The sequence below is a fragment of the Streptomyces sp. NPDC017936 genome (assembly GCF_044328485.1).
Lineage (GTDB): Bacteria > Actinomycetota > Actinomycetes > Streptomycetales > Streptomycetaceae > Streptomyces.
In genome coordinates this window covers 248,415-272,499 of record NZ_JBIRHK010000003.1, presented here as the reverse complement: position 1 = coordinate 272,499, position 24,085 = coordinate 248,415, and the positions used below count along the sequence as shown (strand labels likewise).

General features: G+C 74.7%; 17 protein-coding genes and 1 tRNA gene. 9 read left to right on the top strand and 9 right to left on the bottom strand.

Annotated features, from left to right (window positions below; translation table 11 throughout):
* The first annotated feature begins 93 nt into the window (after positions 1-93).
* The 7 genes from ACH4F6_RS07860 (at position 94) to ACH4F6_RS07830 (ending at position 11,472) form a co-directional block, all read left to right on the top strand.
* A complete protein-coding gene (locus tag ACH4F6_RS07860) occupies positions 94-1,464 on the top strand; it encodes a hypothetical protein (RefSeq protein WP_397959024.1) in 1,371 nt (456 codons plus the stop codon).
* A gap of 32 nt (positions 1,465-1,496) precedes the next feature.
* Entirely contained in the window at positions 1,497-2,525 is a 1,029-nt protein-coding gene (locus ACH4F6_RS07855) for a glutamate ABC transporter substrate-binding protein (RefSeq protein ID WP_397959023.1), read from the top strand.
* A 60-nt stretch (positions 2,526-2,585) separates the two neighbouring features.
* Positions 2,586-3,908, top strand: coding sequence for a hypothetical protein (locus ACH4F6_RS07850; RefSeq protein ID WP_397959022.1), 1,323 nt, complete (start codon positions 2,586-2,588; stop codon positions 3,906-3,908).
* Positions 3,909-3,933: 25 nt separating this feature from the next.
* Complete coding sequence (locus tag ACH4F6_RS07845; RefSeq protein WP_397959021.1) at positions 3,934-6,456, top strand: tetratricopeptide repeat protein; 2,523 nt, start codon at positions 3,934-3,936, stop codon at positions 6,454-6,456.
* A 528-nt stretch (positions 6,457-6,984) separates the two neighbouring features.
* Positions 6,985-8,298 carry a PP2C family protein-serine/threonine phosphatase gene (locus tag ACH4F6_RS07840; RefSeq protein WP_397959331.1) on the top strand — a complete coding sequence of 438 codons (1,314 nt, stop codon included), beginning with the start codon at positions 6,985-6,987 and terminating at the stop codon, positions 8,296-8,298.
* A gap of 140 nt (positions 8,299-8,438) precedes the next feature.
* Positions 8,439-9,821, top strand: coding sequence for a VWA domain-containing protein (locus tag ACH4F6_RS07835; RefSeq protein ID WP_397959020.1), 1,383 nt, complete (start codon positions 8,439-8,441; stop codon positions 9,819-9,821).
* 58 nt (positions 9,822-9,879) lie between these two features.
* Complete coding sequence (locus ACH4F6_RS07830; protein WP_397959019.1) at positions 9,880-11,472, top strand: FHA domain-containing protein; 1,593 nt, start codon at positions 9,880-9,882, stop codon at positions 11,470-11,472.
* A 27-nt stretch (positions 11,473-11,499) separates the two neighbouring features.
* Here ACH4F6_RS07830 and ACH4F6_RS07825 read toward each other — a convergent pair whose 3' ends face one another.
* Positions 11,500-12,489 carry a methyltransferase domain-containing protein gene (locus tag ACH4F6_RS07825; protein WP_397959018.1) on the bottom strand — a complete coding sequence of 330 codons (990 nt, stop codon included), beginning with the start codon at positions 12,487-12,489 and terminating at the stop codon, positions 11,500-11,502.
* Between the two features lie 83 nt (positions 12,490-12,572).
* Here ACH4F6_RS07825 and ACH4F6_RS07820 point away from each other — a divergent pair, with 83 nt between their 5' ends.
* Positions 12,573-12,986: a globin gene (locus ACH4F6_RS07820; RefSeq protein ID WP_397959017.1), complete on the top strand. Its 414-nt coding sequence runs from the start codon at positions 12,573-12,575 to the stop codon at positions 12,984-12,986.
* Positions 12,987-13,055: 69 nt separating this feature from the next.
* Here ACH4F6_RS07820 and ACH4F6_RS07815 read toward each other — a convergent pair whose 3' ends face one another.
* The 7 genes from ACH4F6_RS07815 to ACH4F6_RS07785 form a co-directional block, all read right to left on the bottom strand.
* Entirely contained in the window at positions 13,056-13,739 is a 684-nt protein-coding gene (locus ACH4F6_RS07815; RefSeq protein ID WP_397959016.1) for a hypothetical protein, read from the bottom strand.
* The gene (locus tag ACH4F6_RS07810) at positions 13,736-14,146 is read right to left on the bottom strand and encodes an acyl-CoA thioesterase (protein WP_397959014.1); all 411 of its coding nucleotides are present in this window, start codon (positions 14,144-14,146) and stop codon (positions 13,736-13,738) included. Before ACH4F6_RS07810 ends, ACH4F6_RS07815 begins: the two co-directional genes overlap by 4 nt.
* A 6-nt stretch (positions 14,147-14,152) precedes the next feature.
* Positions 14,153-15,817, bottom strand: a complete 1,665-nt coding sequence (gene ettA, locus ACH4F6_RS07805; protein ID WP_397959013.1) for an energy-dependent translational throttle protein EttA — start codon at positions 15,815-15,817, stop codon at positions 14,153-14,155.
* 385 nt (positions 15,818-16,202) lie between these two features.
* Complete coding sequence (locus tag ACH4F6_RS07800) at positions 16,203-17,612, bottom strand: TQXA domain-containing protein (RefSeq protein ID WP_397959012.1); 1,410 nt, start codon at positions 17,610-17,612, stop codon at positions 16,203-16,205.
* Positions 17,613-17,875: 263 nt separating this feature from the next.
* Positions 17,876-18,355, bottom strand: a complete 480-nt coding sequence (locus tag ACH4F6_RS07795; RefSeq protein ID WP_397959011.1) for a single-stranded DNA-binding protein — start codon at positions 18,353-18,355, stop codon at positions 17,876-17,878.
* Between the two features lie 269 nt (positions 18,356-18,624).
* Positions 18,625-20,871 (bottom strand): GTPase, encoded by a 2,247-nt coding sequence (locus ACH4F6_RS07790; protein WP_397959330.1) that lies wholly within the window; start codon positions 20,869-20,871, stop codon positions 18,625-18,627.
* A gap of 408 nt (positions 20,872-21,279) precedes the next feature.
* Positions 21,280-22,887 carry a dynamin family protein gene (locus tag ACH4F6_RS07785; protein ID WP_397959010.1) on the bottom strand — a complete coding sequence of 536 codons (1,608 nt, stop codon included), beginning with the start codon at positions 22,885-22,887 and terminating at the stop codon, positions 21,280-21,282.
* Positions 22,888-23,208: 321 nt separating this feature from the next.
* On the opposite strand from ACH4F6_RS07785, the gene ACH4F6_RS07780 reads away from it, so the two are divergent.
* Positions 23,209-23,284 (top strand) — tRNA-Arg (locus tag ACH4F6_RS07780).
* Between the two features lie 38 nt (positions 23,285-23,322).
* Here the strand turns inward: ACH4F6_RS07780 and ACH4F6_RS07775 are convergent.
* Positions 23,323-24,066 carry a 4'-phosphopantetheinyl transferase family protein gene (locus ACH4F6_RS07775; RefSeq protein WP_397959009.1) on the bottom strand — a complete coding sequence of 248 codons (744 nt, stop codon included), beginning with the start codon at positions 24,064-24,066 and terminating at the stop codon, positions 23,323-23,325.
* Positions 24,067-24,085 lie beyond the last annotated feature (19 nt).

Below are 24,085 nucleotides of genomic sequence, written 5' to 3'. Positions count from 1 at the left end.
GTATTCATGAACAGGGGCGACTGCGATCTGATCAAGATCCAGTGAAGGGCCGGTGCGCAAGGTCGCCCCAGCCAGCCATACTTGCGGCGAGGCATGACCATGGGGGAGGTCAGGAACGTGGCAGAACCGGCAACAGCCACTCCGCCGACACGCCGTACGGCGTTCGCGGAGGGCGTCGACAAGGCCCGCGCCGCCGCGACGACGGAGCCGGGACGACTGCGGATCATCGGCGCCGTCCTCGCCCTCCTCGTCCTCGCGTTCGGCGCCGTCACGGCCTGGCAGACGACCGACCGGGCGGCCGCCGCCGACGACGTCCTGCACAAGAGCCAGCCGCTGAGCACGGCCGCCGCCGACATCTACCGCTCGCTCGCCGACGCCAACACCGCCGCCTCCAGCGGCTTCCTGGCCGGCGGTCAGGAGACGGCCGAGTCCCGCGAGCGCTACGAGGACGGCATCGACACGGCCGCCGCCAAACTCGTCACCGCGGCCAACAACGCCGACCCCGGCTCCCCCTCCACCACGGCCATCGCCAAGCTGAACAAGCTGCTGCCGGAGTACAAGGGCCTGGTCGAGCGCGCCCGGACGTACAACCGGCAGGGCTTCCCGGTCGGCGGCGCCTACCTGCGGTACGCCAACCAGAAGATGCAGCAGGAGATGCTCCCGGCCGCCGAGGACCTGTACAAGAAGGAGAACCAGCGCCTGCGGGACGACTACGCGGACGCCACGCCCTACCCGTGGGCGGCGATCGCGCTCGGCGTCCTCGCGCTGGCCGCCCTCGCCTGGGCCCAGCACCGCACCTACCGCCGGACGAACCGCGTCCTCAACCACGGCCTGGTCGCGGCCACCGCCGCCGCCACCGTCGTCCTGCTGTGGCTGGTGGTCGCCCACAGCGTGGCCCGCGCGGGCCTGAACGACTCCTACGACCACGGCGTCCGCTCGCTGAACGTCCTGCACGACGCCCGCATCGCCTCCCTCAAGGCGCGCGGCAACGAGAACCTCACCCTGGTGGCCCGCGGCGCCGAGACCGTGAAGGTCGGCGACGAGACGGTCGACGCGTACGACCACGACTTCTCCGAGGACATGGGGATCCTCGCCGAGGGCCTCACCGAGGCGGGGCGGCTCGCCGACGACGCCTCCGGCGCGCAGCCGGTCGAGCGGGCCGAGGGCGACATGGCGGAGTGGCGCAAGCGCCACACCGCGGCCCGCGCCCAGGACGACAACGGCAACTACGAGCGGGCGCTGGCCCTGGTGATCGGCGACAAGGGCGCGACGGGCGAGTGCTTCGACAGCGTGGACGCCAACCTGGCGAGCGCGCTGAACCACGAGCAGGGCGAGTTCCGGCGGGCCGCCGGGGACGGCCGGGACGCGATGGGCGGCCTGCCGCTGGGCGCCGCCGTCCTCGCCGTGCTGGGCGCGGCGGGCGCCGTCCTCGGCATCGGCCGCAGGCTGTCGGAGTACCGGTGAGAGGGGGCGTACCGGTGGAAGGAGGCGTGACGATGCGTGTGCGACGGATACGGGCCGGTCTCAGGGGCTGGGGCGGAGTCGGGGCGATGGCGGTCGTCTGCGCCCTCGTGCTGGCCTTCGCGCTGCTGCTGCCCTGGGCCGAGTCGCGGGGTGACGGCAGCGTCGGCCTCGGCGGCCGGGGCGTCGGTACGGGCGTGCCGGCGGCCGACTCCTCGTGCGGGGCCCCGGAGAAGCAGACGCTGTCGCCGTCGGCCGCGGACGGCCCGACGATCGCCGCGATCAAGGCGCGGCAGGGCGAGAAGCGCAAGCTGATCGTCGGCGTCGACCAGAACAGCTACCGCTGGGGCTACCGCAACCCCAACACCACCGGCGCCGCCCTGGAGGGCTTCGACATCGACCTGGTGCGCCGGATCGCCCAGGACATCCTCGGCGACCCGGACGCCGTCCAGTTCAAGGCGATCCCGACCAACCAGCGCATCCCGGCGATCCAGGAGGGCCGGGTCGACATGGTCGTCCGCACGATGACGATCACCTGCGACCGCATCGAGGACGTCGCGTTCTCCGCCCCGTACTTCCGGACCGGGCAGACCGTCCTCGCCCCCAAGTCCTCGACGGTCACCGGGTACGACGACACGCTGGCGGAGAAGAAGGTCTGCACGGCGGCCGGTTCGACCGCCAACACGCGTCTGACCGAGGACCGCGAGGCCGGCCGGCTGCCCGCCACCACCGACATCTCCGCCACCGTGCCCAACCAGCTCGACTGCCTGGTGCGGTTGCAGCTGGGAGAGGCCGACGCGGTGGTCACCGACGGCGCGCTGGCGGCGAGCCAGGCCGCCCAGGACCCCACCGTGGAGCTCAAGGGCGCCCCCTTCACGACCGAGTACTACGGGGTGGCGATGAAGAAGGACGCGGACGACCTGGTGCGCCGGGTCAACCAGATCCTGGTGCAGTACCGGGCCAACGGCTGGCAGGCGTCGTACGACAAGTGGCTGTCGGCGACACTGGGGGCGGACGCGGCGACGTCGAGGCCGCCCGCGCCGCAGTACCTGCGCACGGGGTGACCGGCCGGCGGGCAGGCGGCGGACCGCGCGAGAGACCGACACAGCGACGAGAGGTGATCGATGGGCGTCACGGGACCCCCCGGGCCGGTGATGGACCGGGACGAGGTGGACCGTGCGCTGGCGCGGCTCGGCCAGGAGCACGAGGCGATCGAGACCTCGCTGCTGGCGCTCCAGGACCACGCGGGCCGCAGGCTCCTCGAGGGCGCCCGGCTCACCGGCGTCACCGAACGGCGCTGGGCGGACGCGGAGGCGTCGATCACGCTGCTGTGGGCGTACTTCGACGCGTACACGGACGCGCTGCGCTCCGCCCGGGAGATCCGCTCACGGCGCCGCTGGTCCAGCCGTGAGGACCTGGTGGAGCTGACGGAGCTGCTGCGCGGCGAGTCCGTCACGGTCGCAGGCTCCGCGCTGGCCCAGGCGCCGGCGCCGCACGGCGCCGGCAAGCTCAGCCAGAGCTTCTCGCTGACCGCCCTCGTCGACCGGATGAACGAGCTGTACGCCTCGTCGCTGGACATGGTCGTCGCCGCCGACGCGGTGTGGTCGGCGCTGCCCGCCCGGATCGATCTACTGGCCGCGGAGCTCCAGCGCACCCGGCAGCTCGCGCACTCCGTCGGCGTACGCCCCGGGGAGCACCCGGCGGGCGACGACCTGGAGCGCATCACCCGCACGCTGACCCTGCTGCGCGAGCGGGTGGTCTCCGACCCGCTGGCGTTCTGGGTGCCCGCGCAGGGCAGTTCGGCGCCGGGCGGCGGCCGCCCCGACACCACGGTCTACGACCGTGAGGCGCGCGCCCTGGAGGACGTGCGCCGGGAGATCGACGCCGTGCTGACGGTCCGTCAGGACGCGGAGAAGCGCCTGGTGCGGCTGCGGGACGTGCTCAGCCGGGCGGACCGCACGCTCGCCGAGGCGCGGACCGCGCGCGGCGAGGTCCTCGCCAAGATCGCCGCGACGGAGGTGCCGGTGGTGAGCGGCCCGCCGACCGTGCTCCAGGAGCAGTTGGCGACGGCCGCCGAGTACCGCAGACAGGCCCAGTGGCACCGGCTGTCCCCGCTCCTGGAGTCCCTGGAGCAGAAGGCGGAGGACGAACTGCTGCGCGCCCGCGAGTCGCTGACCGCGGTCACCGCGCCGCTGGCGGTGCGCGCGGAGCTGCGCGGCCGCCTCGACGCGTACAAGGCGAAGGTCGCCCGGCACGGCCTCGCGGAGGACCCGTTCCTCGTCGAGCGGTACGACGCGGCCCGCCGCATGCTGTGGAGCGCGCCCTGCGACCTGCGCGTCGCCGAGCAGGCCGTCCTGCGCTACCAGCAGGCGGCCGCCGAGCTGCTCACCGCGCCGCGCGTGCCGGAGCAGGGCGGACCTCAGGACCACAGGGGGCCCGGCGCGTGAGCGCCGAAGGGGAGGGAGTGAGGTCATGAGTCAGGCAGGACAGACGTGCCAGCGACCGGGCTGCGACGGGTCGTACGAGGACGTGGGCGGCGGCGAGCTGTACTGCGACACCTGCGGTCTGGCGCCGGTCGTCCCGCCTGGGGGTCCCCCCTCCGGGGGAGGACCGGTCGGCTCGCCGCCCACCGGGGTCACCGGCGGCGGCAAGGCGTCGGCGGGCAGCGGCAGTTCGCGTCCGAGCGCGCGCAGCGCCCGCAGCGCGCGCACCTCCTCGCAGTCGTCGAAGTCGCGCCGTTCGGTGTCGGGACGCCTCTCCCGGTCGCTGTCGGGCCGGTCGACCGGCCGCTCGGTGTCGGTGCGCAGCTCCGGTTCGGCGGCCGGCTCCTCCGGGCGGGCCCGGCTGGGCGCCGGCCTGGTCTCGGTGCCGCAGGTGCCGCGCCCCGATCCGCGCGCGATGGTCCTCGACGACCCCGAGGTGCCCGAGCGCAAGCGGTTCTGCTCGCGCTCCGACTGCGGGGCCCCGGTGGGCCGTTCGCGCGGGGACCGGACCGGGCGCACGGAGGGGTTCTGCACCAAGTGCGGCCACCCCTACTCCTTCGTCCCCAAGCTGAAGGCCGGCGACGTGGTGCACGGCCAGTACGAGGTCGTGGGCTGCCTGGCGCACGGCGGTCTCGGCTGGATCTACCTGGCGGTGGACCGCGCGGTCTCGGACCGCTGGGTGGTCCTCAAGGGCCTCCTCGACACGGGCGACCAGGACGCGATGGCGGCGGCCATCTCCGAACGGCGCTTCCTCGCCGAGATCGAGCACGCCAACATCGTGCGGATCTACAACTTCGTCGAGCACCTCGACCAGCGCACCGGCTCGCTCGACGGCTACATCGTCATGGAGTACGTCGGCGGCAAGTCCCTGAAGGAGATCGCCAACACCCGCCGCACCCCGGACGGCCGGCGCGACCCGCTGCCGGTGGAGCAGGCCTGCGCGTACGGCATCGAGGCGCTGGAGGCCCTCGGCCACCTGCACAGCCGCAACCTGCTGTACTGCGACTTCAAGGTCGACAACGCGATCCAGACCGAGGACCAGCTCAAGCTGATCGACATGGGCGCGGTGCGCCGGGTGGACGACGACGAGTCGGCCATCTACGGCACGGTCGGCTACCAGGCCCCCGAGGTCGCCGAGACCGGCCCGTCCGTGGCCAGCGACCTCTACACGGTCGGCCGCACCCTCGCCGTCCTCACCTTCGACTTCCAGGGCTACACCACCGTCCACGCCGACTCGCTGCCCGACCCCGACTCCATCGAGGTCTTCCGCCGGTACGAGTCCTTCTACCGGCTGCTGGTCCGCGCCACCGACCCCGACCCGGCCCGCCGGTTCGCGTCCGCGCAGGAGATGGCGGAACAGCTGACGGGGGTGCTGCGCGAGGTCGTCTCGCTGCAGAGCGGCCGGGCGCGGCCCGCGCTGTCGACGCTGTTCGGACCCGAGGTGAAGGTCACGGACACGGAGTTGTTCCCGAAGCCGGCCGGGGAGGTGTCGCGGCTGGGGGCGCGCCCGGGCGGGGCGCGTCCGCCGGCGCCGCGGCCGGGCTCCCCCACGCCGACGGTCGTCTCCCCCGGTCTCGTCAGGCCCGTTGACGCCCCGGCCGCCGCCCTCGCCCTGCCCGTCCCGCACGTCGACGCCGCCGACCCCAACGCGGGTTTCCTGGCGGGCCTGATGGCGTCCGCGCCGACCGAGCTGATCACGGCCCTGGCCGCCGCGCCGGCGCCCTCGGTCGAGACCCGGCTGCGTCAGGTGCGCGCCCGGCTGGAGAACGACGACTGCGACGCCGCGCTCGCCTCCCTGGCCGAGCTGGAGGACGAACGGCCCGACGACTGGCGGGTCGTGTGGTACCGGGGCGTGGCCTGGCTGGTCACCGGCGACCGGGAGGGCGCCGCGCTCGCCTTCGACGCGGTCTACGACGCCTTCCCGGGCGAGCCCGCGCCCAAGCTGGCGCTCGGCCTGTGCGCGGAGGTGCTGGGCCAGCTGGACAACGCCGCCGAGTACTACCGGCTGGTGTGGTCGACCGACCCGAGCTACGTGAGCGCCGCGTTCGGCCTGGCCCGCGTCCATCTCGCGGCCGGCGACCGCAGAAGCGCCGTACGGACGCTGGAGTCGGTGCCGGAGTCGTCCATCCACTACACGGCCGCACGGGTCGCGGCGGTCCGCGCCCGGCTGCGGCAGCGGACGGCGGCCGCCTCCGACGTACCCTTCCTGGAGGACCTCACCGCCGCCGCGGCGCAGGTCGAGGCGCTGGACGCGTACGGGCTGGACCCGGCGCGGCGCGAGCAGCTGTCCGCGGAGGTCCTCGGCAGCGCGCTGGACTGGATACTGTCCGGGGGCCGGGGCGACGGCCCCGGCGCCCGGCGGGTGCTGCTCGGCAGCGACCTGGACGAGCGGGGGCTCCGCTTCGGCCTGGAGCGTTCGTACCGCACGCTGGCCCGGCTGGCGACCCGCGGTGAGGAGAGGATCGACCTGGTGGAACGTGCCAATCGTTACCGCCCCCGGACGTGGGTGTAGTTGATGTCCCAGATGCCCCGGCAGGCAGCACTGCCGACCTGTCCGAGCTGCGCGGAGCCGCTCGACGCGGGTGACCGTTTCTGCGGAGCGTGCGGACGCGACCTGTCCGCCGCGCCGGCCCGCCCGGGCGACAGCCCGACCCTCACGATGAACGGCGCGGAGCCGGCCGGCCCCGCCGGGCCGGGGCCGGGCTCGCCCGGTACCGGCCCGGCCGCGCCGGGCTTCCCGGCGAGCGCCGCGCCGCTGCCGGCCGCGGGAGCGGCCGGTGCGCCGAACGCGCGAGCGGGCTTCGGCGGGACGCCGGCTCCGGCAGCGGCGCCGGGCGGGTCGCCCGCGCAGGGCGCCGCGTTCGGCGCGGCGCCCGTGCCGGGTTCCGGCTCCGGCGGCGCGTCCCTGCCCGGCTCGGGCGGGGCGGGTGCGCCGGCGCCCGGCGCCCAGGCCGGCGGGGCACCGCCGACGGGCGCGGAGCTGCGGGGGCTGACCGCGTGGACCTCGGGCGCCGGCGGGACGCCGTTCCCGGGCACGGACATGAGCGGCGCGCCCGCTCCCACGCCCGGCTCCGGCTCCGGCGGAACCCCGTACCCCGGCACAGGCGTGAGCGGCGTGCCCGCTCCAGCGCTCGGCTCCGGCTCCGGCGGGACCCCGTCCCCGGGGGCCGGCGGGAGCGGTGGGCCCGTCTCGCCGGGCGTCCCGTCCGCGGCGGCGCACGTGCCGCCGGGCGACTCCGTGTCCGCCGGCGGCGGGTCCGTGCCTCCGGGCGGCGGCACCCCCGTGCCGCCCGGTGCTCCGACTCCTCCCCCGCCCCCCGGCGCGCCCGGCGCCCCGGCCTCCGGTGTCCGGTTCGACCGGCCGGCGGAGCCCGAGGAGTACCCGCTGCAGGCGCCCGACCCGCGGGTGGCCGCCGAGGCCGCCGCGGTGACCGAGACCGGCAAGGTGTGCGTGGCGTGCCGCGCGGGCCGGGTCGACGACGACGGCTACTGCGAGAACTGCGGACACGCCCAGCCGCGCGAACGCGACCACATGGAGCAGGAGTCGGGCCCCGTCGCCGCCGTCAGCGACCGCGGCCTGCGCCACCACCGCAACGAGGACGCCTTCGGCATCGGTCACACCGCGCTGCCCGACGCCTCGCCCGCGCTCGTGGCGATCGTCTGCGACGGCGTGTCCTCCGCGACCCGCCCGGACGACGCCTCGCTCGCCGCGTCCCGGGCGGCGAGCCGGTCGCTGCTGACGGCCCTGCCGCAGGGCACGCACCCGCAGCAGGCCATGCACGACGCGATCGTCGCCGCCTCGCACGCGGTGAACGCGCTCGCCGAGGAGCCGGCCACGGCCCGCGAACACGCCCCGCACCAGAACGCCCCCGCCTGCACCCTCGTCGGCGCGGTCGTCACCGCCGGCCTGCTGGTCGTCGGCTGGGTCGGCGACAGCCGCGCCTACTGGGTGCCGACGGACCGCAGTTCGCCCCCGGCCCGGCTCACCGAGGACGACTCCTGGGCCGCCCAGATGGTCGCCGCGGGCCTGATGAGCGAGGCGGAGGCCTACGCCGACGACCGCGCCCACGCGATCACCGGCTGGCTCGGCGCCGACGCCTACGAACTGGAGCCGCACACCGCCACCTTCAAGCCGGACCGCGCCGGCGTGGTGGTCGTGTGCACCGACGGCCTGTGGAACTACGCGGAAGGGGCCGAGGAGATGGCCGGGGCGCTGCCCCTCGACGCCGCCGTGCGCCCCCTGCACAGCGCCCGGGTGCTCGTCGGTCACGCCCTGGACGGCGGCGGGCACGACAACGTAACAGTGGCGGTCGTGCCGTTCCCCGCCCCCGCGCAGGGGGCAGGATCGGTCTGAGGCCGCGCACGGTACGGCACCGCGCACGGCACCGCGCACATGTCTCGCACACGGGGAAGCAGCGGCGGACCGGAGGGGACCGGTCCGCCCACCGTCATCGCCCCACGGTCGTGGGGCTTCCGAGGGGGATTTGAGTAGGCATGGCCAATTTCTCGAAGTCGAACGTGCCGCAGTTCTCGGTGGACGTCTACCAGAACGAGTACCTGCCGGAGGGCGGCCGGGAGGTCAACGCGATCGTGACGGTCACCGCCACCGGCGGCGGCACGATCGGCAGCGCCGTCACGGCCCCGCACCTCTACACGCCGGGCCGGGGCCCCTCCGCCGCCGTCGCGATCATGGTCGACTGCTCGGGCTCGATGGACTACCCGCCGACCAAGATGCGCAACGCCCGTGACGCCACCGCCGCCGCCATCGACACCCTGCGCGACGGCGTGCACTTCGCGGTGATCGGCGGCACGCACGTGGCGAAGGAGGTCTATCCGGGCGCCGGGCGCCTCGCGGTCGCCGACGCCACCACCCGGGAGCAGGCCAAGCAGGCGCTGCGCCGGCTCAGCGCGGGCGGCGGCACCGCGATCGGCACCTGGCTGCGGCTGGCGGACCGGCTGCTGTCCGCCGCCGACGTCGCCATCCGCCACGGCATCCTGCTCACCGACGGCCGCAACGAGCACGAGGCGCCGCAGGACCTCAAGGCCGCCCTGGACTCCTGCGCCGGACGGTTCACCTGCGACGCGCGGGGCGTGGGCACCGACTGGGAAGTGAAAGAAGTCACAGGGATCGCCTCCGCCCTGCTCGGCACCGCCGACATCGTCGCCGACCCCGCGGGCCTCGCCGCCGACTTCACGCAGATGATGGAGACGGCGATGGGCAAGGAGGTCGCGGACGTCGCCCTCAGACTGTGGACCCCGGTGGGCACCACCGTGAAGTTCGTCAAGCAGGTCGCGCCGACCGTCGAGGAGCTGACCGACCGGCGCACCGAGTCCGGTCCGCGCTCGGGCGACTACCCCACCGGTTCCTGGGGCGACGAGTCCCGCGACTACCACGTGTGCGTCGAGGTCCCGGCCGCCGGCATCGGGCAGGAGATGCTGGCCGCCCGGGTCTCGCTGGTGGTTCCGCAGCCCGCGGGCGGCGGCGGCCCCGGCGCGGCCGGGAGCGGGGCGGGGACGGTCCGCAACCTCGGCGCCCAGGGACTCGTACGGGCCGTGTGGACCGACGACATGGCCGCCTCCACCTCGATCAACCCCCAGGTCGCGCACTACACCGGACAGGCCGAACTGGCCCGGGTCATCCAACAGGGGCTGGATCTCCGCAAAGCGGGCGACATGGACGGAGCGACGGCCAAACTGGGCAGGGCGGTCCAGCTCGCCAGTGTCTCCGGGAACGCGGATACTGCGAAACTGCTTGCGAAGGTGGTGGACGTGGTCGATGCCACGACAGGTACTGTGCGACTGAAGACGAAGGTCGCCGAGGCCGACGAGATGACCCTCGAGACCAGGTCCACAAAGACTGTTCGTGTAAAGAAGTGACCTAGCAGGACCGAGTAGGACCCCGGTAGGACACCGAAGGAAAGGGGGACGCGCCGACATGCCGACCTGCCCGAACGGACACCAGTCGGGTTCCGACGACTGGTGCGAGGTCTGCGGTCACCGCATGGCCGGTGCCGTACCACCGCCCCCTCCCCCGCCGCCCCCGCCGGCCGGCGGGGGGTACGGCTTCCCTCCGCCCCCGCCCGGCGCCGGAGGCCGTCCCGACGGCCGTCACCCGTCCGCGGCGCCGAACGCCGAGCCCGAGCTGTGCCCGCAGTGCCGTACGCCCCGCGAGGGGGGCGCGCCGTTCTGCGAGGAGTGCCGGTGGAACTTCCTCACCAACACGGCGACCTCGTACACCCCGGCCGCCCCGCGCCCGCCGGCGGGCGCGGGACCCGGTGTTCCCGGGGGTCCCGGCGGTGTCCCCGGGGGTCCCGGCGCGGGTCCGGGCGGGCGGTTCCAGCCGCCGCCGTCGTTCGGCGGCAGCGACTCCTTCGAGTACCAGAGCTCCCGTCCGTCCCAGGTGAACCGGCCCGCCGAGCCGATCCCGCCGGGCCCGCCGTTCGGCGGTGAGCCGTCGCGGCCCTCCGGGCCGGGCGGTGCGCAGCAGCCGTTCGGGCACGACCCGTCGGGTCCGGCCGGCCCCGCCGGCGGTCCGTCGGGGCCGGGCGGTCCCGGTGGCCGTCCGGGCGCGGGCGCCTTCGGGCACGAGCCGCCGGGCGCGCCCGGCGACGCCTTCGGACGCGGCCCGTCCGCGGATCCCTTCCGGCGTGACCCGTCCGGCCCGCCCCCCGCTCCCGGTGGCGCCTTCGGACGCGAGCCCTCCGGCCCCGGCGGCCGTCCTCCCGGCCCGCCCGGCGCCGGCCCCTCGGGCCCCGGCGGCCCCGGCGGCCCGGGTGGTCCCGGCGGCTTCGGCGACCCCTCGCGGCCGGCCCCGCCGCCCGGCGCTCCCGGCGCGACGACTCCGGGCGCTCCGCAGGCCTTCCAGCCGTCCGGTCCGCCGGCCCCGCCCGGCTTCCCGCAGGGGACCGGCCGCCCGCCGCAGCCGGGCGGTCCCGCCGGCGGGGGCTTCGGCGGTGACGACGACTGGGTGATCTCCCCGCCGTCCCACTCCGCGCCCGGGGGACCGGGTGCGCCCGGTGGCCCCGGCGGTCCCGGTGGCGTCCGGGGCGGGGGTTACGACTACCCGCAGCCGGGTGCCACGCAGGCGCCGCCCCCGCCCGGTCCGGCGTTCCCGCAGCAGCCGGCGACCTGGACGGTGACCATAGGGCCGGACCGCGAGTACTTCATGGCGATGATGCAGCGCTCCGGCCCCGAGGCCGCGGGCCTGAACCTGCCCGCGTACTCGCCGGAGCAGCAGCGCACGCTCACCGGCAACCAGCTCACCATCGGCCGCCGGCGCCACTCCACCGGCGAGACCCCGGACATCGACCTGTCGGTGCCGCCGGAGGACCCGGGCGTCTCGCACCAGCACGCGGTGCTGGTGCAGCAGCCGGACGGCACCTGGGCGGTCGTCGACCAGAACTCGACGAACGGCACGACGGTCAACGGCTCCGAGGAACCGATTCAGCCCTTCGTGCCGGTACCGCTGCAGGACGGCGACCGGGTCCACGTCGGCGCCTGGACGACGATCACCATCCGGCGCGGCTGAGCGAGGTCACCGCCGACGGCACGGGCGTCACGGGAGGGGCCAGGCGTACGGCCCCTCCGGCTCGTCGAGCCACGCCCAGGCGTGCTCGCCGCCGACGGTGACGCCGTACCGCTCCCGTCCGGGCCGGCCCTCGCGTTCCCACAGCGCGTACGCCTCCTGCGGGTCGAGGGCGCCCCGGGTCAGGGCCAGCAGGAACCGGAACAGGTCGTTCCCCCTGGCCCGCTGGGGCACTCCGCCGAACGCCACCGGTCCCGGCTCGGGCCGGTCCGCGCCGCGCAACGGCACGAAGTAGGCCGGGGTGTGCAGGAAGGGCCCCTCCGCGCGCCCGGCGTCCCGGACCGTCAGCGCGGCCAGCCCGGTGGCCAACGGCGTCAGGACGCGGCCTCCGGGGCGGCACTGGGCGAGCCAGGCGCGCGGGACCGACGCCAGCCGGCAGGTCGCGACGATCCGGTCGAAGGGCGCTCGCTCCGGCACCCCGCGCGCCCCGTCCCCGGTGACCACGGCGGGGCGGTACCCGGCGTCCGCGAGATGCCGCCGGGCCGACTCCGTGATCTCCGGGTCGAGGTCCACGGTGGTGACGTGCCCGTCCCCGAGCCGGTACGACAGCAGCGCCGCGTTGTACCCGGATCCGGCGCCGATCTCCAGCACCCGGTCCCCCTCCGCCACCCGCAGCTCGGCCAGCATCAGGGCCATCAGCGAGGGCTGGCTGCTGGAGGAGAGCAGTTCGCCGTCGCGCAGCCGGGTCGCCAGCGGGACGTCCTCGTACGCGCCGGTCACCCAGCGCTCCCGGACGCGCGGATCGGGGCTCTCCCCCCAGCGCCGCTCGTAGCCGCCGGGCCCGCTCACGTAGTAGTACGGCACGAAGAGGTGGCGGGGGACGGCGGCGAAGGCATCCTTCCACGCCGGATCGGCGGTGAAGGCCCCGCTCGCCTCGATCTCCCGCACCAGCGCCGCCCGTGCCGAGGCGGCGAGTTCCGCGAGGTCCCCGCCGTCCCGGTCCGGCGCGTGCGTGCCCATGCCTCCACTGTGCTGCCGCGCACGGCCGGAGGCGAGTGCCGGAGGTCCTAAGCCCGCAGTCCTCGGTCTCCGCGTCTGAGAGCATGGGGAACGTGAAAGAGATTCGGCGCGGCACGCTTCAGGAGCAGACCTTCTACGAGCAGGTCGGCGGGGAGGACACCTTCCGCCGGCTGGTCCACCGTTTCTACCAGGGGGTCGCCGAGGACCCCGTCCTGCGGCCCATGTACCCGGAGGAGGACCTGGGCCCGGCGGAGGAGCGCATGGTGCTCTTCCTCATCCAGTACTGGGGCGGCCCGACGACGTACAGCGAGCGGCGCGGCCACCCCCGGCTGCGGATGCGGCACGCGCCCTTCGTCGTGGACCGGGCGGCGCACGACGCCTGGCTGAAGCACATGCGGGACGCGGTGGACGAGCTCGGCCTGTCCGAGGAACACGAGCAGACGCTGTGGAACTACCTGACGTACGCGGCGGCCTCGATGGTGAACACCCCGGACTGACGGCCCCGGCCCCGGTCACGGGAGCGCTCCCGGCGCGGGGGCGCCCCCGGCGTCCCGGCCGCGGGGCCCTCAGCGCACGCTGAGGCCCAGGCCCGTGGCGTGTCCCGCCCGCCGCACGACGATCGACCCGTACGGCGTGCGCAGCCGCAGCCACGCCCCCGAGGAGAACAGCCCGGCGCCCTCGGACGCGGCCCCGGCGGGGCGCAGGAAGCCCAGGGACTGGGCCGCGTGCACGGCCCGTACGGGCAGTCCGGTCTCCCCGACCGTGCGGGACCAGATCTCCCGCCCGATCCGGTCGAGCTCGGTGCGCGTGCGCAGCTCGGGCGCCAGCTCCTGCGTACGGCGCCGGAACTCGGCGACCGCCGCGCCGACCATCGCGCGCAGCGCGTCCGGCCCGGGCAGTCCCGCCTCGGGCCGCCAGCCGCCGCGCGGCGGCAGCACCCCGGCCCACGGCGGCCCGGTCACCGCGGCGGGCACGGCGGCCGTGGCGGCCGTCTCGTCCACGGTCTCCAGCAGTTCGCCGGCGGACACGGTCACGTCGAGCATGACGTCGAGCCCGTCCTCGTAGGGCTTGGCCAGCCGTACCGCGCGGACCGCCAGGACCTCGAAGGACGGCGGCCGCCCGAAGACGGCCAGCGCGGTGCCGGCCGCCTGGAGCCGGACCGCCGCCGACCGGTCGTAGTGGAGCAGCCGCGCGAGGAAGGCCGCGAGGTCCGCCGCCTCTCTCTCGTCGGCGAGGTGGAGCACCGTCATGCGGCGACGGCCTCCTTGTCGTCGTCCCGGTACTCCTCGAGGAACGCGCGCTCCTCGTCGGTGATCCGACGGGGCCGCTGCGCCGCGAAGTCGAACGGCACGATCACCGTCGACGCGCGGACGTAGACGTGGTCGCCGTCCTTCACCTCGTAGGCGAGGGTGAAGGACGCGGCCCGTACCTCGGTGACCCACAGCTCGACGTCCACGGGCGTGTGCCGGTGGACGAGCTGCCGCTTGTAGTCGATCTCGTGGCGTGCCACCACGGACCCCTGCTGGAAGTCCTTCTCCGGGCGGAACAGGAAGTCGATACGGGCTTCCTCCAGGTAGCGGAGGAAGACGACGTTGTTGACGTGTCCGTACGCGTCCATGTCCGCCCAGCGCAGTGGGCAGCGGTAGATGTGCCGCAAGACCGATCAGCCCCGGGTCAGCTTCTTGTAGGTGGCGCGGTGCGGACGGGCGGCGTCCGGCCCGAGCCGCTCGATCTTGTTCTTCTCGTACGACTCGAAGTTGCCCTCGAACCAGAACCACTTGGAGTCACCCTCGTAGGCGAGGATGTGCGTGGCCACCCGGTCCAGGAACCACCGGTCGTGGGAGACGACGACGGCGCAGCCGGGGAACTCCAGCAGCGCGTTCTCCAGGCTGGAGAGGGTCTCGACGTCGAGGTCGTTGGTCGGCTCGTCGAGGAGCAGCAGGTTGCCGCCCTGCTTCAGGGTGAGCGCGAGGTTGAGGCGGTTGCGCTCGCCGCCGGAGAGGACGCCGGCCGGCTTCTGCTGGTCGGGACCCTTGAAGCCGAAGGCGGAGACGTACGCCCGGGAGGGCATCTCGACCTGCCCGACGTTGATGTAGTCGAGCTCGTCGGAGACGACCGCCCACAGGGTCTTCTTCGGGTCGATGTTCTCGCGGCTCTGGTCGACGTACGAGATCTTGACGGTCTCGCCGACCTTGATGTCGCCGGAGTCCGGGGTCTCGATGCCCTGGATCATCTTGAACAGGGTCGTCTTGCCGGCGCCGTTCGGGCCGATGACGCCGACGATGCCGTTGCGCGGCAGCGTGAAGCTGAGGTCGTCGATGAGGACCTTCTCCCCGAAGGCCTTGCTGAGGTTGCTGACCTCGACGACGACGTTGCCCAGGCGCGGGCCCGGCGGGATCTGGATCTCCTCGAAGTCCAGCTTCCGCATCTTGTCGGCCTCGGCGGCCATCTCCTCGTAGCGGGCGAGGCGGGCCTTGGACTTGGCCTGACGCCCCTTGGCGTTGGACCGCACCCACTCGAGCTCTTCCTTGAGGCGCTTCTGCCGCTTGGCGTCCTTCTGGCCCTCGACCTTGAGGCGGGTGGCCTTGGTCTCGAGGTACTTGGAGTAGTTGCCCTCGTAGCCGTGCAGCCGGCCGCGGTCGACCTCGCAGATCCACCCGGCGACGTTGTCCAGGAAGTACCGGTCGTGGGTGACGGCCACGACGGTGCCCTCGTACTTGGCGAGGTGCTGCTCCAGCCAGTTCACCGACTCGGCGTCGAGGTGGTTGGTGGGCTCGTCGAGGAGCAGCAGGTCGGGCGCCTCGAGCAGCAGCTTGCACAGCGCGACGCGGCGCCTCTCACCACCGGAGAGGTTGGCGACCGGCCAGTCGCCGGGCGGGCAGCCCAGGGCGTCCATGGCCTGCTCCAGCTGGGCGTCGAGGTCCCAGGCGTTGGCGTGGTCGAGCTGCTCCTGCAGCTTGCCCATCTCGTCCATGAGCTCGTCGGTGTACTCGGTCGCCATCTGCTCGGCGATCTCGTTGAACCGGTCGAGCTTGCCCTTGATCTCGGCGACGCCCTCCTGGACGTTCTCCAGGACCGTCTTGTCCTCGCTCAGCGGGGGCTCCTGGAGCAGGATGCCCACGGTGTAACCGGGAGTGAGGAAGGCGTCACCGTTCGACGGCTGCTCCAGCCCCGCCATGATCTTGAGAACGGTCGACTTACCGGCACCGTTCGGACCGACGACACCGATCTTCGCCCCCGGCAGGAAGCTCAGGGTGACGTCGTCGAGGATCACCTTGTCGCCGTGCGCTTTGCGCGCCTTGCGCATGGTGTAAATGAACTCAGCCAAGAGAAACCGTCCGGCAGCTTGAAATCTGGCAGTGGGCAGATACACCCCATCTTGCCGGACGGCTACCCCTTGGGGGAAACCCGTCCGGCCGGACGCCTCTGACCTGGGGGTTCACTGGTGACGGCGGCTGAGGCGACCGTCACCGCCGGCCGCCGCCGGGCGGCCTCGCGCGGCCCGCGGACGATCCGCCGCTTCAGGAGTTCGCCGCCCCTCGGCCGCTCCCCGTCCGGCCGATGCCCGCCGAGCCGGGGCTTCGGCGTGGACGGCCGTGCTCGAACGTGACGTCCGGTCACCGCCGGACGACCGACGGTGGTCCCGGGCCGGCGGGGCGCGGCCCGGCGGTGCCCCTCGGCTCGGCCCCGTCGGACCGGTGACCGGGGCCGTCCTACCCCTGCGCCCCGTTCTCCTTGCGGCTCACCAGCAGCAGCACCGCTCCGCCGATCACCACGAGGCCGATCGCCGTGCCGGCGATCAGGGGGGTGGCGTGGGAGCCGCCCGTCGCGGCGAGGTTGGTGTCGGTGGGGGCGGTGCCGCCGACCGTGGCGGGGCTCGGTTCGGAGAGGGTCTGGGTGGTGAGGCCGGTCTCGTTGGCCTGGGTGGCGCAGTCGAGGACGCCGCTGAAGCGGGTGCCGGCGCCCTGGGGGTCGGTGATCGTGAAGTCGTAGGCCTGGTCTTCCTGGAGGGGGATCGTCACGGTTCGGGAGGCGCCGGCCGGGATGCTGTGCCGGGTGCCCAGCAGGTCGAAGGTGAAGACCTCGTCACCGTGGTTGGCCGCGGTGATGTCCACGCCGTTGCGGGCGCAGTTCTTCGCCGCGGACAGGGCGGGTATCGCCCCCTGCTCGGCCCAGGTCGCGGTCGCCGTGGCCGACACGGTGGACTCGCTGGAGCCGGCCAGGATCTGCGTCTGGCTGTGGCTGTCGGAGGTGAAGGCGCGGCCGACGGGGACGGTGGTCGAGGCCTGGACGGTCAGTTCGGCCGAGCCGGCGGGGGCTTCGGCCGGCACGTCGAAGAACAGCTGGGTGCCGTCCGTCGCGGACGTGACGGCCTTGCCGTCCTTGCCGACGATCCGCACCCCGCTGATGGCGGCGTCCGGCGGGGGCGCGACCGTGACCGCGCTCGCGTCGGTGCGGACCGTCACCGGGCCGAGCAGTTCTCCCTGGTGGCCCGCGACCGCCGCGCCCTCGAGGGCGAGTGAGGCCCTGGGCTCGGCCACGGCACGGGCGGTCTTCTGGAGGTAGTCGGCGAGCTGCTCCGCCTGCGGGTCGACGGCGGCGACGTCCGCGCCGTCGGAGTAGCGCCAGATCGCCACCTGGGTGCCGGCGGCCGCGTCCTGCTCGGTGAGGCCGCCGGCGATGCCGGCCTTCTTCGCGAGCGCGGCGAGGTTGTTCACCTGCGGATAGGAGTTCTGGAGGATCCAGTGGATCCTGCGCGCGTCCTTGTTGAGGCCCAGGGAGGTGCCGCTCCAGGGCGTCTCGTGGTACTGGGCGTCCTTCTGGGTGGGGGTGTACAGGTCGACGCAGTAGGTCTGCAGGGTGCCGCCGCCGTCGACGGACATCTCGAACAGGCCCGCCGAGACCTCCTGGTCCCCGCCGTCGTCGTGGAGCACGGCGGCGCCGTACGTCTTCAGGCCGCCGATGGTGGCCGTCGCTCCGCTCCGGCTCCGCGCCGTCTCCTCGGCGACGGCCGTGCCCGCGGTGGCGACGACGGCGGCGGCGACGAGTCCGGACACCAGCGTCCCGGCGGCGAGGCGGACCGCGCCTCGGCCGCGCGTGAACGGCGCGCAGAGCGAAGACATCACGTAATTCCCCTCCGAGCAGGACCCGTTGATGCGGGGGGCACGGTCCCACCAGCAGAATCAGAAGCCTCAAGAGCCACGTCCGGCATCCTAAGGACGCGACGCGCCGCGCCTTCCCGGTCAGCTCACCGGACGGCGATCCGAATCGGAATCGTTATCCCCAAGATCGTCCGCGAGCCTGACCTGTCGACAAATCCACCTGGATCCATGGGGCGGACACGCCGATAAGCCGCTGTCCGCCCAGAGGGGGACGCTCCCTGACATCACGTCACCGCGGTCGCCGCCAGCGGCTCGCCTCGTCCCCGCGTCCCCGGCCCGGTGGCGTCCCCGGCCGGGGTCTCCCACGCGGGTTCGGGGCGCGGCGGGCCGGCCGCCGGCTCGGTGCGGCCCGTGCGGCGGAAGGCCGAGGTGCCCCGCGCCAGGTCGTGGCCGATCGCCACGGCGTCGATGTCGGCCGACGTCCAGCTGTTCTGCCCGTCGCGCGTCTCGGTGCGCACCTTCAGCCGGCCCTGCACGATCACCGGGTCGCCCACGTTCAGGGAGGCCGCCGCGTTCGTCGCCAGCTGGCGGCCGGCCCACACCGTGAAGAAGTTGGTGTGCCCGTCGGTCCAGGTGCTCTTCTCGCGGTCCCAGTAGCGCGAGGTCACCGCCAGCCGGAACCGTGCCGACGCGCCCGTCGGCAGCTCCCGGTACACCGGCTGCGTCGCCACGTTCCCCACCGCGCACACCATCGTCTCGTTCATCCTCGTGAACCCCTCCCTCGCCCCGGTCCTCACCGGGGCGGATACGCGTACGGGCCCGTCCCGTACGGCGGTGTCCGGCACGGCGGCCGCCGCGTTCGCCGCGATCGCCGTGACGTCAGACTGCCGCCGCCGGGCCGGGCCCGCCGAGCGCTGTGGAGCGTCCCCCGCCTGGGGAAAACTCCGTCACCCGGACGAGGGGGCCGGGTCGCGGCGCGTGCGGGTCTCCCGTCCGGCCCCGCGGTCCCGTCCTCCCCACCGGCCCGCCCGCCTCACCGCGCCACGGCACCCACTCCCGTCACCCGCCCGTACTGCTCCCGGACCTCCCGGTACCGCAGCAGCTCCGCGGCCACCGGGTCCAGGACCCGCGCCCGGCCGCACCCGGCGGCCGCCTCCCGCAGCCGCCGTTCCGCGTCCTGGCCGTATCTGCGGGCCGGGCCCCGGGCCGCCATCCGGCAGCCCCACTCGACGAGCGGGCCGCCGACGATGCCGGCGATCATCAGCAGCACGGGGACCCCCAGATTCGGTGACATGACGCCGACGATCTGACCGACCAGCCACAGGCCGCCCACCACCTGGAGGATCGTCATCGCGGCCTGCGTCAGGACGGCCACGGGCCACCAGCCCGGCCGCGGCGGCCGCCCGGTGGGCAGTCCGGCCCGCGCGGTCAGCTCGTCCAGCGCCTCGGGCAGCCCCTGCGCGCCCCGTACGGCCGCCTCCCGCACGGCCTGCGCCCACGGCGCGGGCAGCCCCGCCGAGGCCCGCTCGGACACCGTCCGCACCGCCTGCTCGACGCGCTGGCGCGCCGTGGCCTCCTCGTCGGGCTGGGTGCGCAGCCGCACGGAGCCGGTCGGAGGATCGCGCCGGTCCTGGCACCACCGCCACAGCCGCAGCCACGGCGTCCCGCACGCGCGGTTGGCGTTGCGCAGCCAGGCGCGTTCGGCGGCCTCGCCCGCGGCGGTGGCGCCCACCGCGTCCGCAAGCCGGGAGGCGAACTCGTCCCGCGCGTCCTCGGTCAGCCCCGAGCGCCGGCCCGCGGCGTAGACGGGCCGCAACCGCCCCGCGGCGGCGTCCACGTCGGCCGAGATACGACGCGCCGCGGCGCCCCGTTCCCCGACGAACTGGCCCAGCAGTTCGCGCAGTTCCGGGACACCGTCCCCGCTGAGCGCGGAGAGCGCGAGCACGGTCGCGCCCGGTTCGCCGTACTCGCCGAGGGCGATGCCGTCCTCGTCGAGCAGCCGCCGCAGGTCGTCGAGGACCATCTCGGCGGCCTCGCCGGGCAGCCGGTCGACCTGGTTGAGGACGACGAACATGACCTCCGCGTGGCCCGCCATGGGCCGCAGGTAACGCTCGTGGAGGACGGCGTCGGCGTACTTCTCGGGGTCGACGACCCAGATGACGGCGTCGACCAGGGCCAGGATCCGGTCGACGTGCTCGCGGTGCTGCACGGCCGCCGAGTCGTGGTCGGGCAGGTCGATCAGGACGAGCCCGCGCAACTGCGCCTCCGCCTCGGCGCTCTGCACGGGGCGGCGGCGCAGCCGGCTCGGGATGCCGAGCCGGTCGATGAGGCCGGTCGCGCCGTCGCTCCAGGCGCACGCGATGGGCGCGGCGGTCGTCGGCCGCCGTACGCCCGTCTCCGAGATGGCCACCCCGGCGAGCGCGTTGAACAGCTGCGACTTGCCGCTGCCGGTGGCGCCCGCGAGCGCGACGACGGTGTGCTGCCCGGAGAGCTTGCGCCGCGCCGACGCCTCGTCCAGGACCCGGCCCGCCTCGGCGAGCGTCCCGCTGTCGAGGCGGGCGCGGGAGAGCCCGACGAGTTCGCGCAGCGCGTCGAGCCGGGAGCGCAGCGGGCCGTCGTAGGCGAGCCGGGGCGCGGCGGGCCGGCCGCCGCCGACGCGCGTCTCCGCGGCGGCGGCCTGTTCGGCGGCCTCGTTCACGCGGCGGGCGATGAGGCCGTCGTCCCAGGCCCCGGAGGAGTCGTCGCGGTCCCGGTCACGGCCCCGCGCGCCGGCCCGGTCACGGTCAGGGGCCTGGCCGCGGCCACGGTCCCGGTCCTGCTCCCGGTCACCGGCTTGTCCGCGGTCCCGGTCACGGGTCCGACCCCGGTCACGGGTCTTGTCGCGGTCCCGGTCACGGGCCTGCCCCGTGTCCCGGACCTGCTCCCCGTCCCGAAGCCGGTCACGATCACGGGCCTGCTCCCCGTCCCGGGCCTGGTCCCTGTCCCGGGCCTGGCTCCTGTCCCGGGCCTGGTCACGGTCGTCCGGTGGCTCGGGGCTGCTGTTGGCCCGTACGCGTGCGGGGCGCCGGCCCTCACGGGCACGCGCGCGACGGTCGCCTTCCCGTCGGCGCCACAGGCCCTCGCCGATGCGCACCACGGGCGTACGCTCGTCGTCCTCCGCGGCCCCTTTGCGGCGCCCGTCGCCTGCCTGCCCGTCGGAGTGACCGTCGCCTGGGCGGCCATCGCCGGGGCGGCCGTCGTCGGGGTGGCCTTCGCCGGTGCGTCGGTCGTCCTCGCGCACGCGCGCGTGGTCGGTTTCGTCCCGCTTCCGGAACGGCGCCCCCTGCGCGGCGGCCCGCCCCGCGCCTTCCGCGCCCTCGCTCTCCGTGCCGCCCGCCGGCGCGGGTCGGCCGTCGTCCCGTGGGTCTCCCCCGTCGCCTTCGTCTCTCCCGTCCCCCAAGTCCCGTGGGTCGCCCGCGTCTCCGCCGCCCTTCCCCCGCCCCGCGTCCTGCCCGCAGGAGCGCTCCCCCTCCCCGGACGGGTGTTCCCCGGGGAGCTTCCCCTCGGCCGCTCCCTCGCCGATGACGCCGCTCCCCTCGCCGCCCGTCTCCGCGACGGGCTCCGCTGCCGCCGGACGGCCGGCGTGCTCGGTGTGGTCGGTGTGATCGGCGTGTCCCGTGTGGTCCTGGTTCGTGACGGCGGGCACCGGTCACCTCTCCTTCTGCAGTACGGACAGCGCGGCGATGAGTTCGGCCTGGGGTTCGGCGTGGACGTCGAGCCCGTCCAGCGGGGCGAGACGGCGCTCGCGTTCGGTGTGCATCACCCGGTCCAGGTGGTCGGCGAGCAGCCGCCCGCCGCGGTCGCGCAGCCGCAGCGCGCCGTGGGCGCCGATCCGTTCGGCCAGCCCCTCGCCCGCCGCACGCGCCCTGCGGCCGCCCAGCAGGACGGTCGCGACGAGGGCCGCGACGAGCTCGGGGTCGGGCGCCGGCCCGCGTTCCAGCTCGCGCACCTCCTCCTCGGCGTACTCCTCCAGCTCGCGCCGCCAGCGCCGTACGGCCATGCCGATGCGGTGTTCGGCGGTCTCCGGGGAGGGGTCGCGGTCCAGGAGCACCGGGGTGTCCGAGGCCGGTTCACGGCGCCAGGCCTCGTCGATGCGCTCGTCGGCCGCGGTGACCGCGCACAGCAGGAGCGCGGCCAGGCTCTCCGCGAGGGCGTCGAGGAGTTCGCCCGCGGTGCAGTCCAGCGGGAAGGCGCGCCAGCGCTTCAGGGCGTCCCCGGCGAGCACGGCCCCGCGCTGCAACCGTCCCCGCACGCGCGCGTACTCGCTGTCGTACGCCCCGTCGACGGCGGAGGTGAGCCGCAGCGCGGCCGCGTACTGCGCGGCGGCGGCGCCGGCCAGTTCGGGCATCCGGGACTTGAGGGAGTCGAGGACGCCCTGGGCCGTGCGGGCCATCGCCTGGTGGCGGGCGGCGGGATCCTGGGCGTGGTGGACGAGCCAGGTCCGCAGGGGCGCCACGGCCGTCGCGGGGAGCAGGCCTCCGCCCCAGGCGGACTCGGGCAGTTCGGGCACGGTGAAGCGCGGCGCGTCGCCGAGTCCCGCCTTGGTGAGCAGGGCGCCGTACTGGCGGGAGACCTCCGAGACGACCTGGTGGGGCACGCGGTCGAGGACGGTCACCAAAGTGACCTGGTACTCCTTGGCGGTGCGCAGCAGGTGCCAGGGGACGGCGTCGGCGTACCGCGCGGCGGTGGTGACCATCACCCAGATGTCGGCGGCGCAGATGAGTTCGGCGGCGAGGACGCGGCTGTCGGCGACGAGGGAGTCGACGTCGGGGGCGTCGAGGAGGGCGAGGCCGGGCGGGAGGGTGTCGGCGGTCTCGATGCGCAGCACGCGTCTGCCGTCCTCGCCGGGCAGCAACAGTTCGTCCGTCGGCGCCTGGTGGGGCACCCACACGCGCGTGAGGTCGGGCAGCACGCGCATCCCGCTGAACCAGTGATGGTCCTCCGGGTGGCACACCAGCACCGGGGTCCGTGTCGTCGGCCGCAGCACGCCCGCCTCGCTGACGCGCCGCCCCACGAGGGAGTTGACGAGCGTCGACTTGCCCGCACCGGTGGAACCGCCCACGACGGCCAGGAGCGGCGCTTCGGGCTGTCTGAGGCGGGGCACCAAGTAGTCGTCGAGCTGGGCGAGCAGTTCGTCGCGGTTGGCACGCGCGCGTGGCGCCCCCGCCAGGGGCAGCGGAAAGCGTGCGGCGGCGACACGGTCGCGCAGGGCGGAGAGTGCGTCGAGCAGCTGAGGCCGTACGTCCAAGGTCACCACATGCGAAGAATGCCCAATTTCGGGGGATTTATGAAGCACATAGGCATGCCTGCGCGCCGACAGGACACAAGGGGCGGAAGGGGCGACTGGGGCAGAGGCACAGCCCAGGCATAACGAGTGCACAACACCCGGGGCTCGGGACGTCAAAAGCGGTGCACGATTCGCACCTGCCTGCGATTATCAGGACCGCTTCACTGAACCTCCACATCGAGCCACGGAGGCGAAGCGCTCGGGACAAGGAACCGGGAGCCCTATCCTTGTCCCCGGCAGCGTCACGGATCAGCCCGGACCCGGGCACCAGGTACGAGGCCACCACACCCGGCCCCCGTAGCTCAGTGGATAGAGCAGGCGCCTTCTAAGCGCTTGGCCGCAGGTTCGAGTCCTGCCGGGGGCGCCACCGTCCACCTGACGGCCACCGTCCGTCCGACGCCGCCGTCACCCTTCCCGGCCGTACGCGGCCACCGTCGCCGAAGCGTCGCGCCGGTCCAGCCGCAGCGCGCCCGCCCCCACCACCGCCACCGACGCGGGGTGCGTCCCGTCAACGATCATGTCCGCCATGGCCGGTTCGGGTCGCGCGGCGAGTTGTTCCGGCCAGGCGAGCACGGCCGGCGAAGCGTCCGGCGCGGTCACCTCGAGGCCGCGCAGGGACACGCTCAGGCCCACGCCGAGCGCCTTCAGCACGGCTTCCTTGCGCGTCCACGTGCGCAGGAAGGCGGACCGGCGTTCGGCGGCCGGACGGGCGTACAGGGCCGCCAGTTCGGTGTCGGTCAGGGCGCCCGGCGCGACCGTGTCGACGTCGAGCCGGGCGTCGCACTCCTCGACGTCGAGGCCCACCGCCGCGCCCCGGCAGACGGCCACCCCCACCGTCCCGCCGCTGTGCGTGACGGAGAAGTCGACGCCGCTCCCCCCGGACGCCCGCGGCAGGGCCAGTTCGGCCTTGCCGTGGGGGCCGCCGCAGCGCGGGCAGACGCGGCGCAGGGGCACGTCGGCGGGAGGCAGGCCGAGCAGGTCCCCCAGCGCGAGCCGGCTGAGGGCGCAACCCACCAGGAACCGGCCCCTGTTGGCGGGGTCGGCGGTGGCCTCGTACCGGGCGCGCTCCACCGGGTCGAGCAGCGCGCGGAGTCCCGCGTGCCCGTCCTCCAGACGCGCCCACCACACCCGCACGGACTGCCCGGTCACGTACCCTCACCTCGACCCG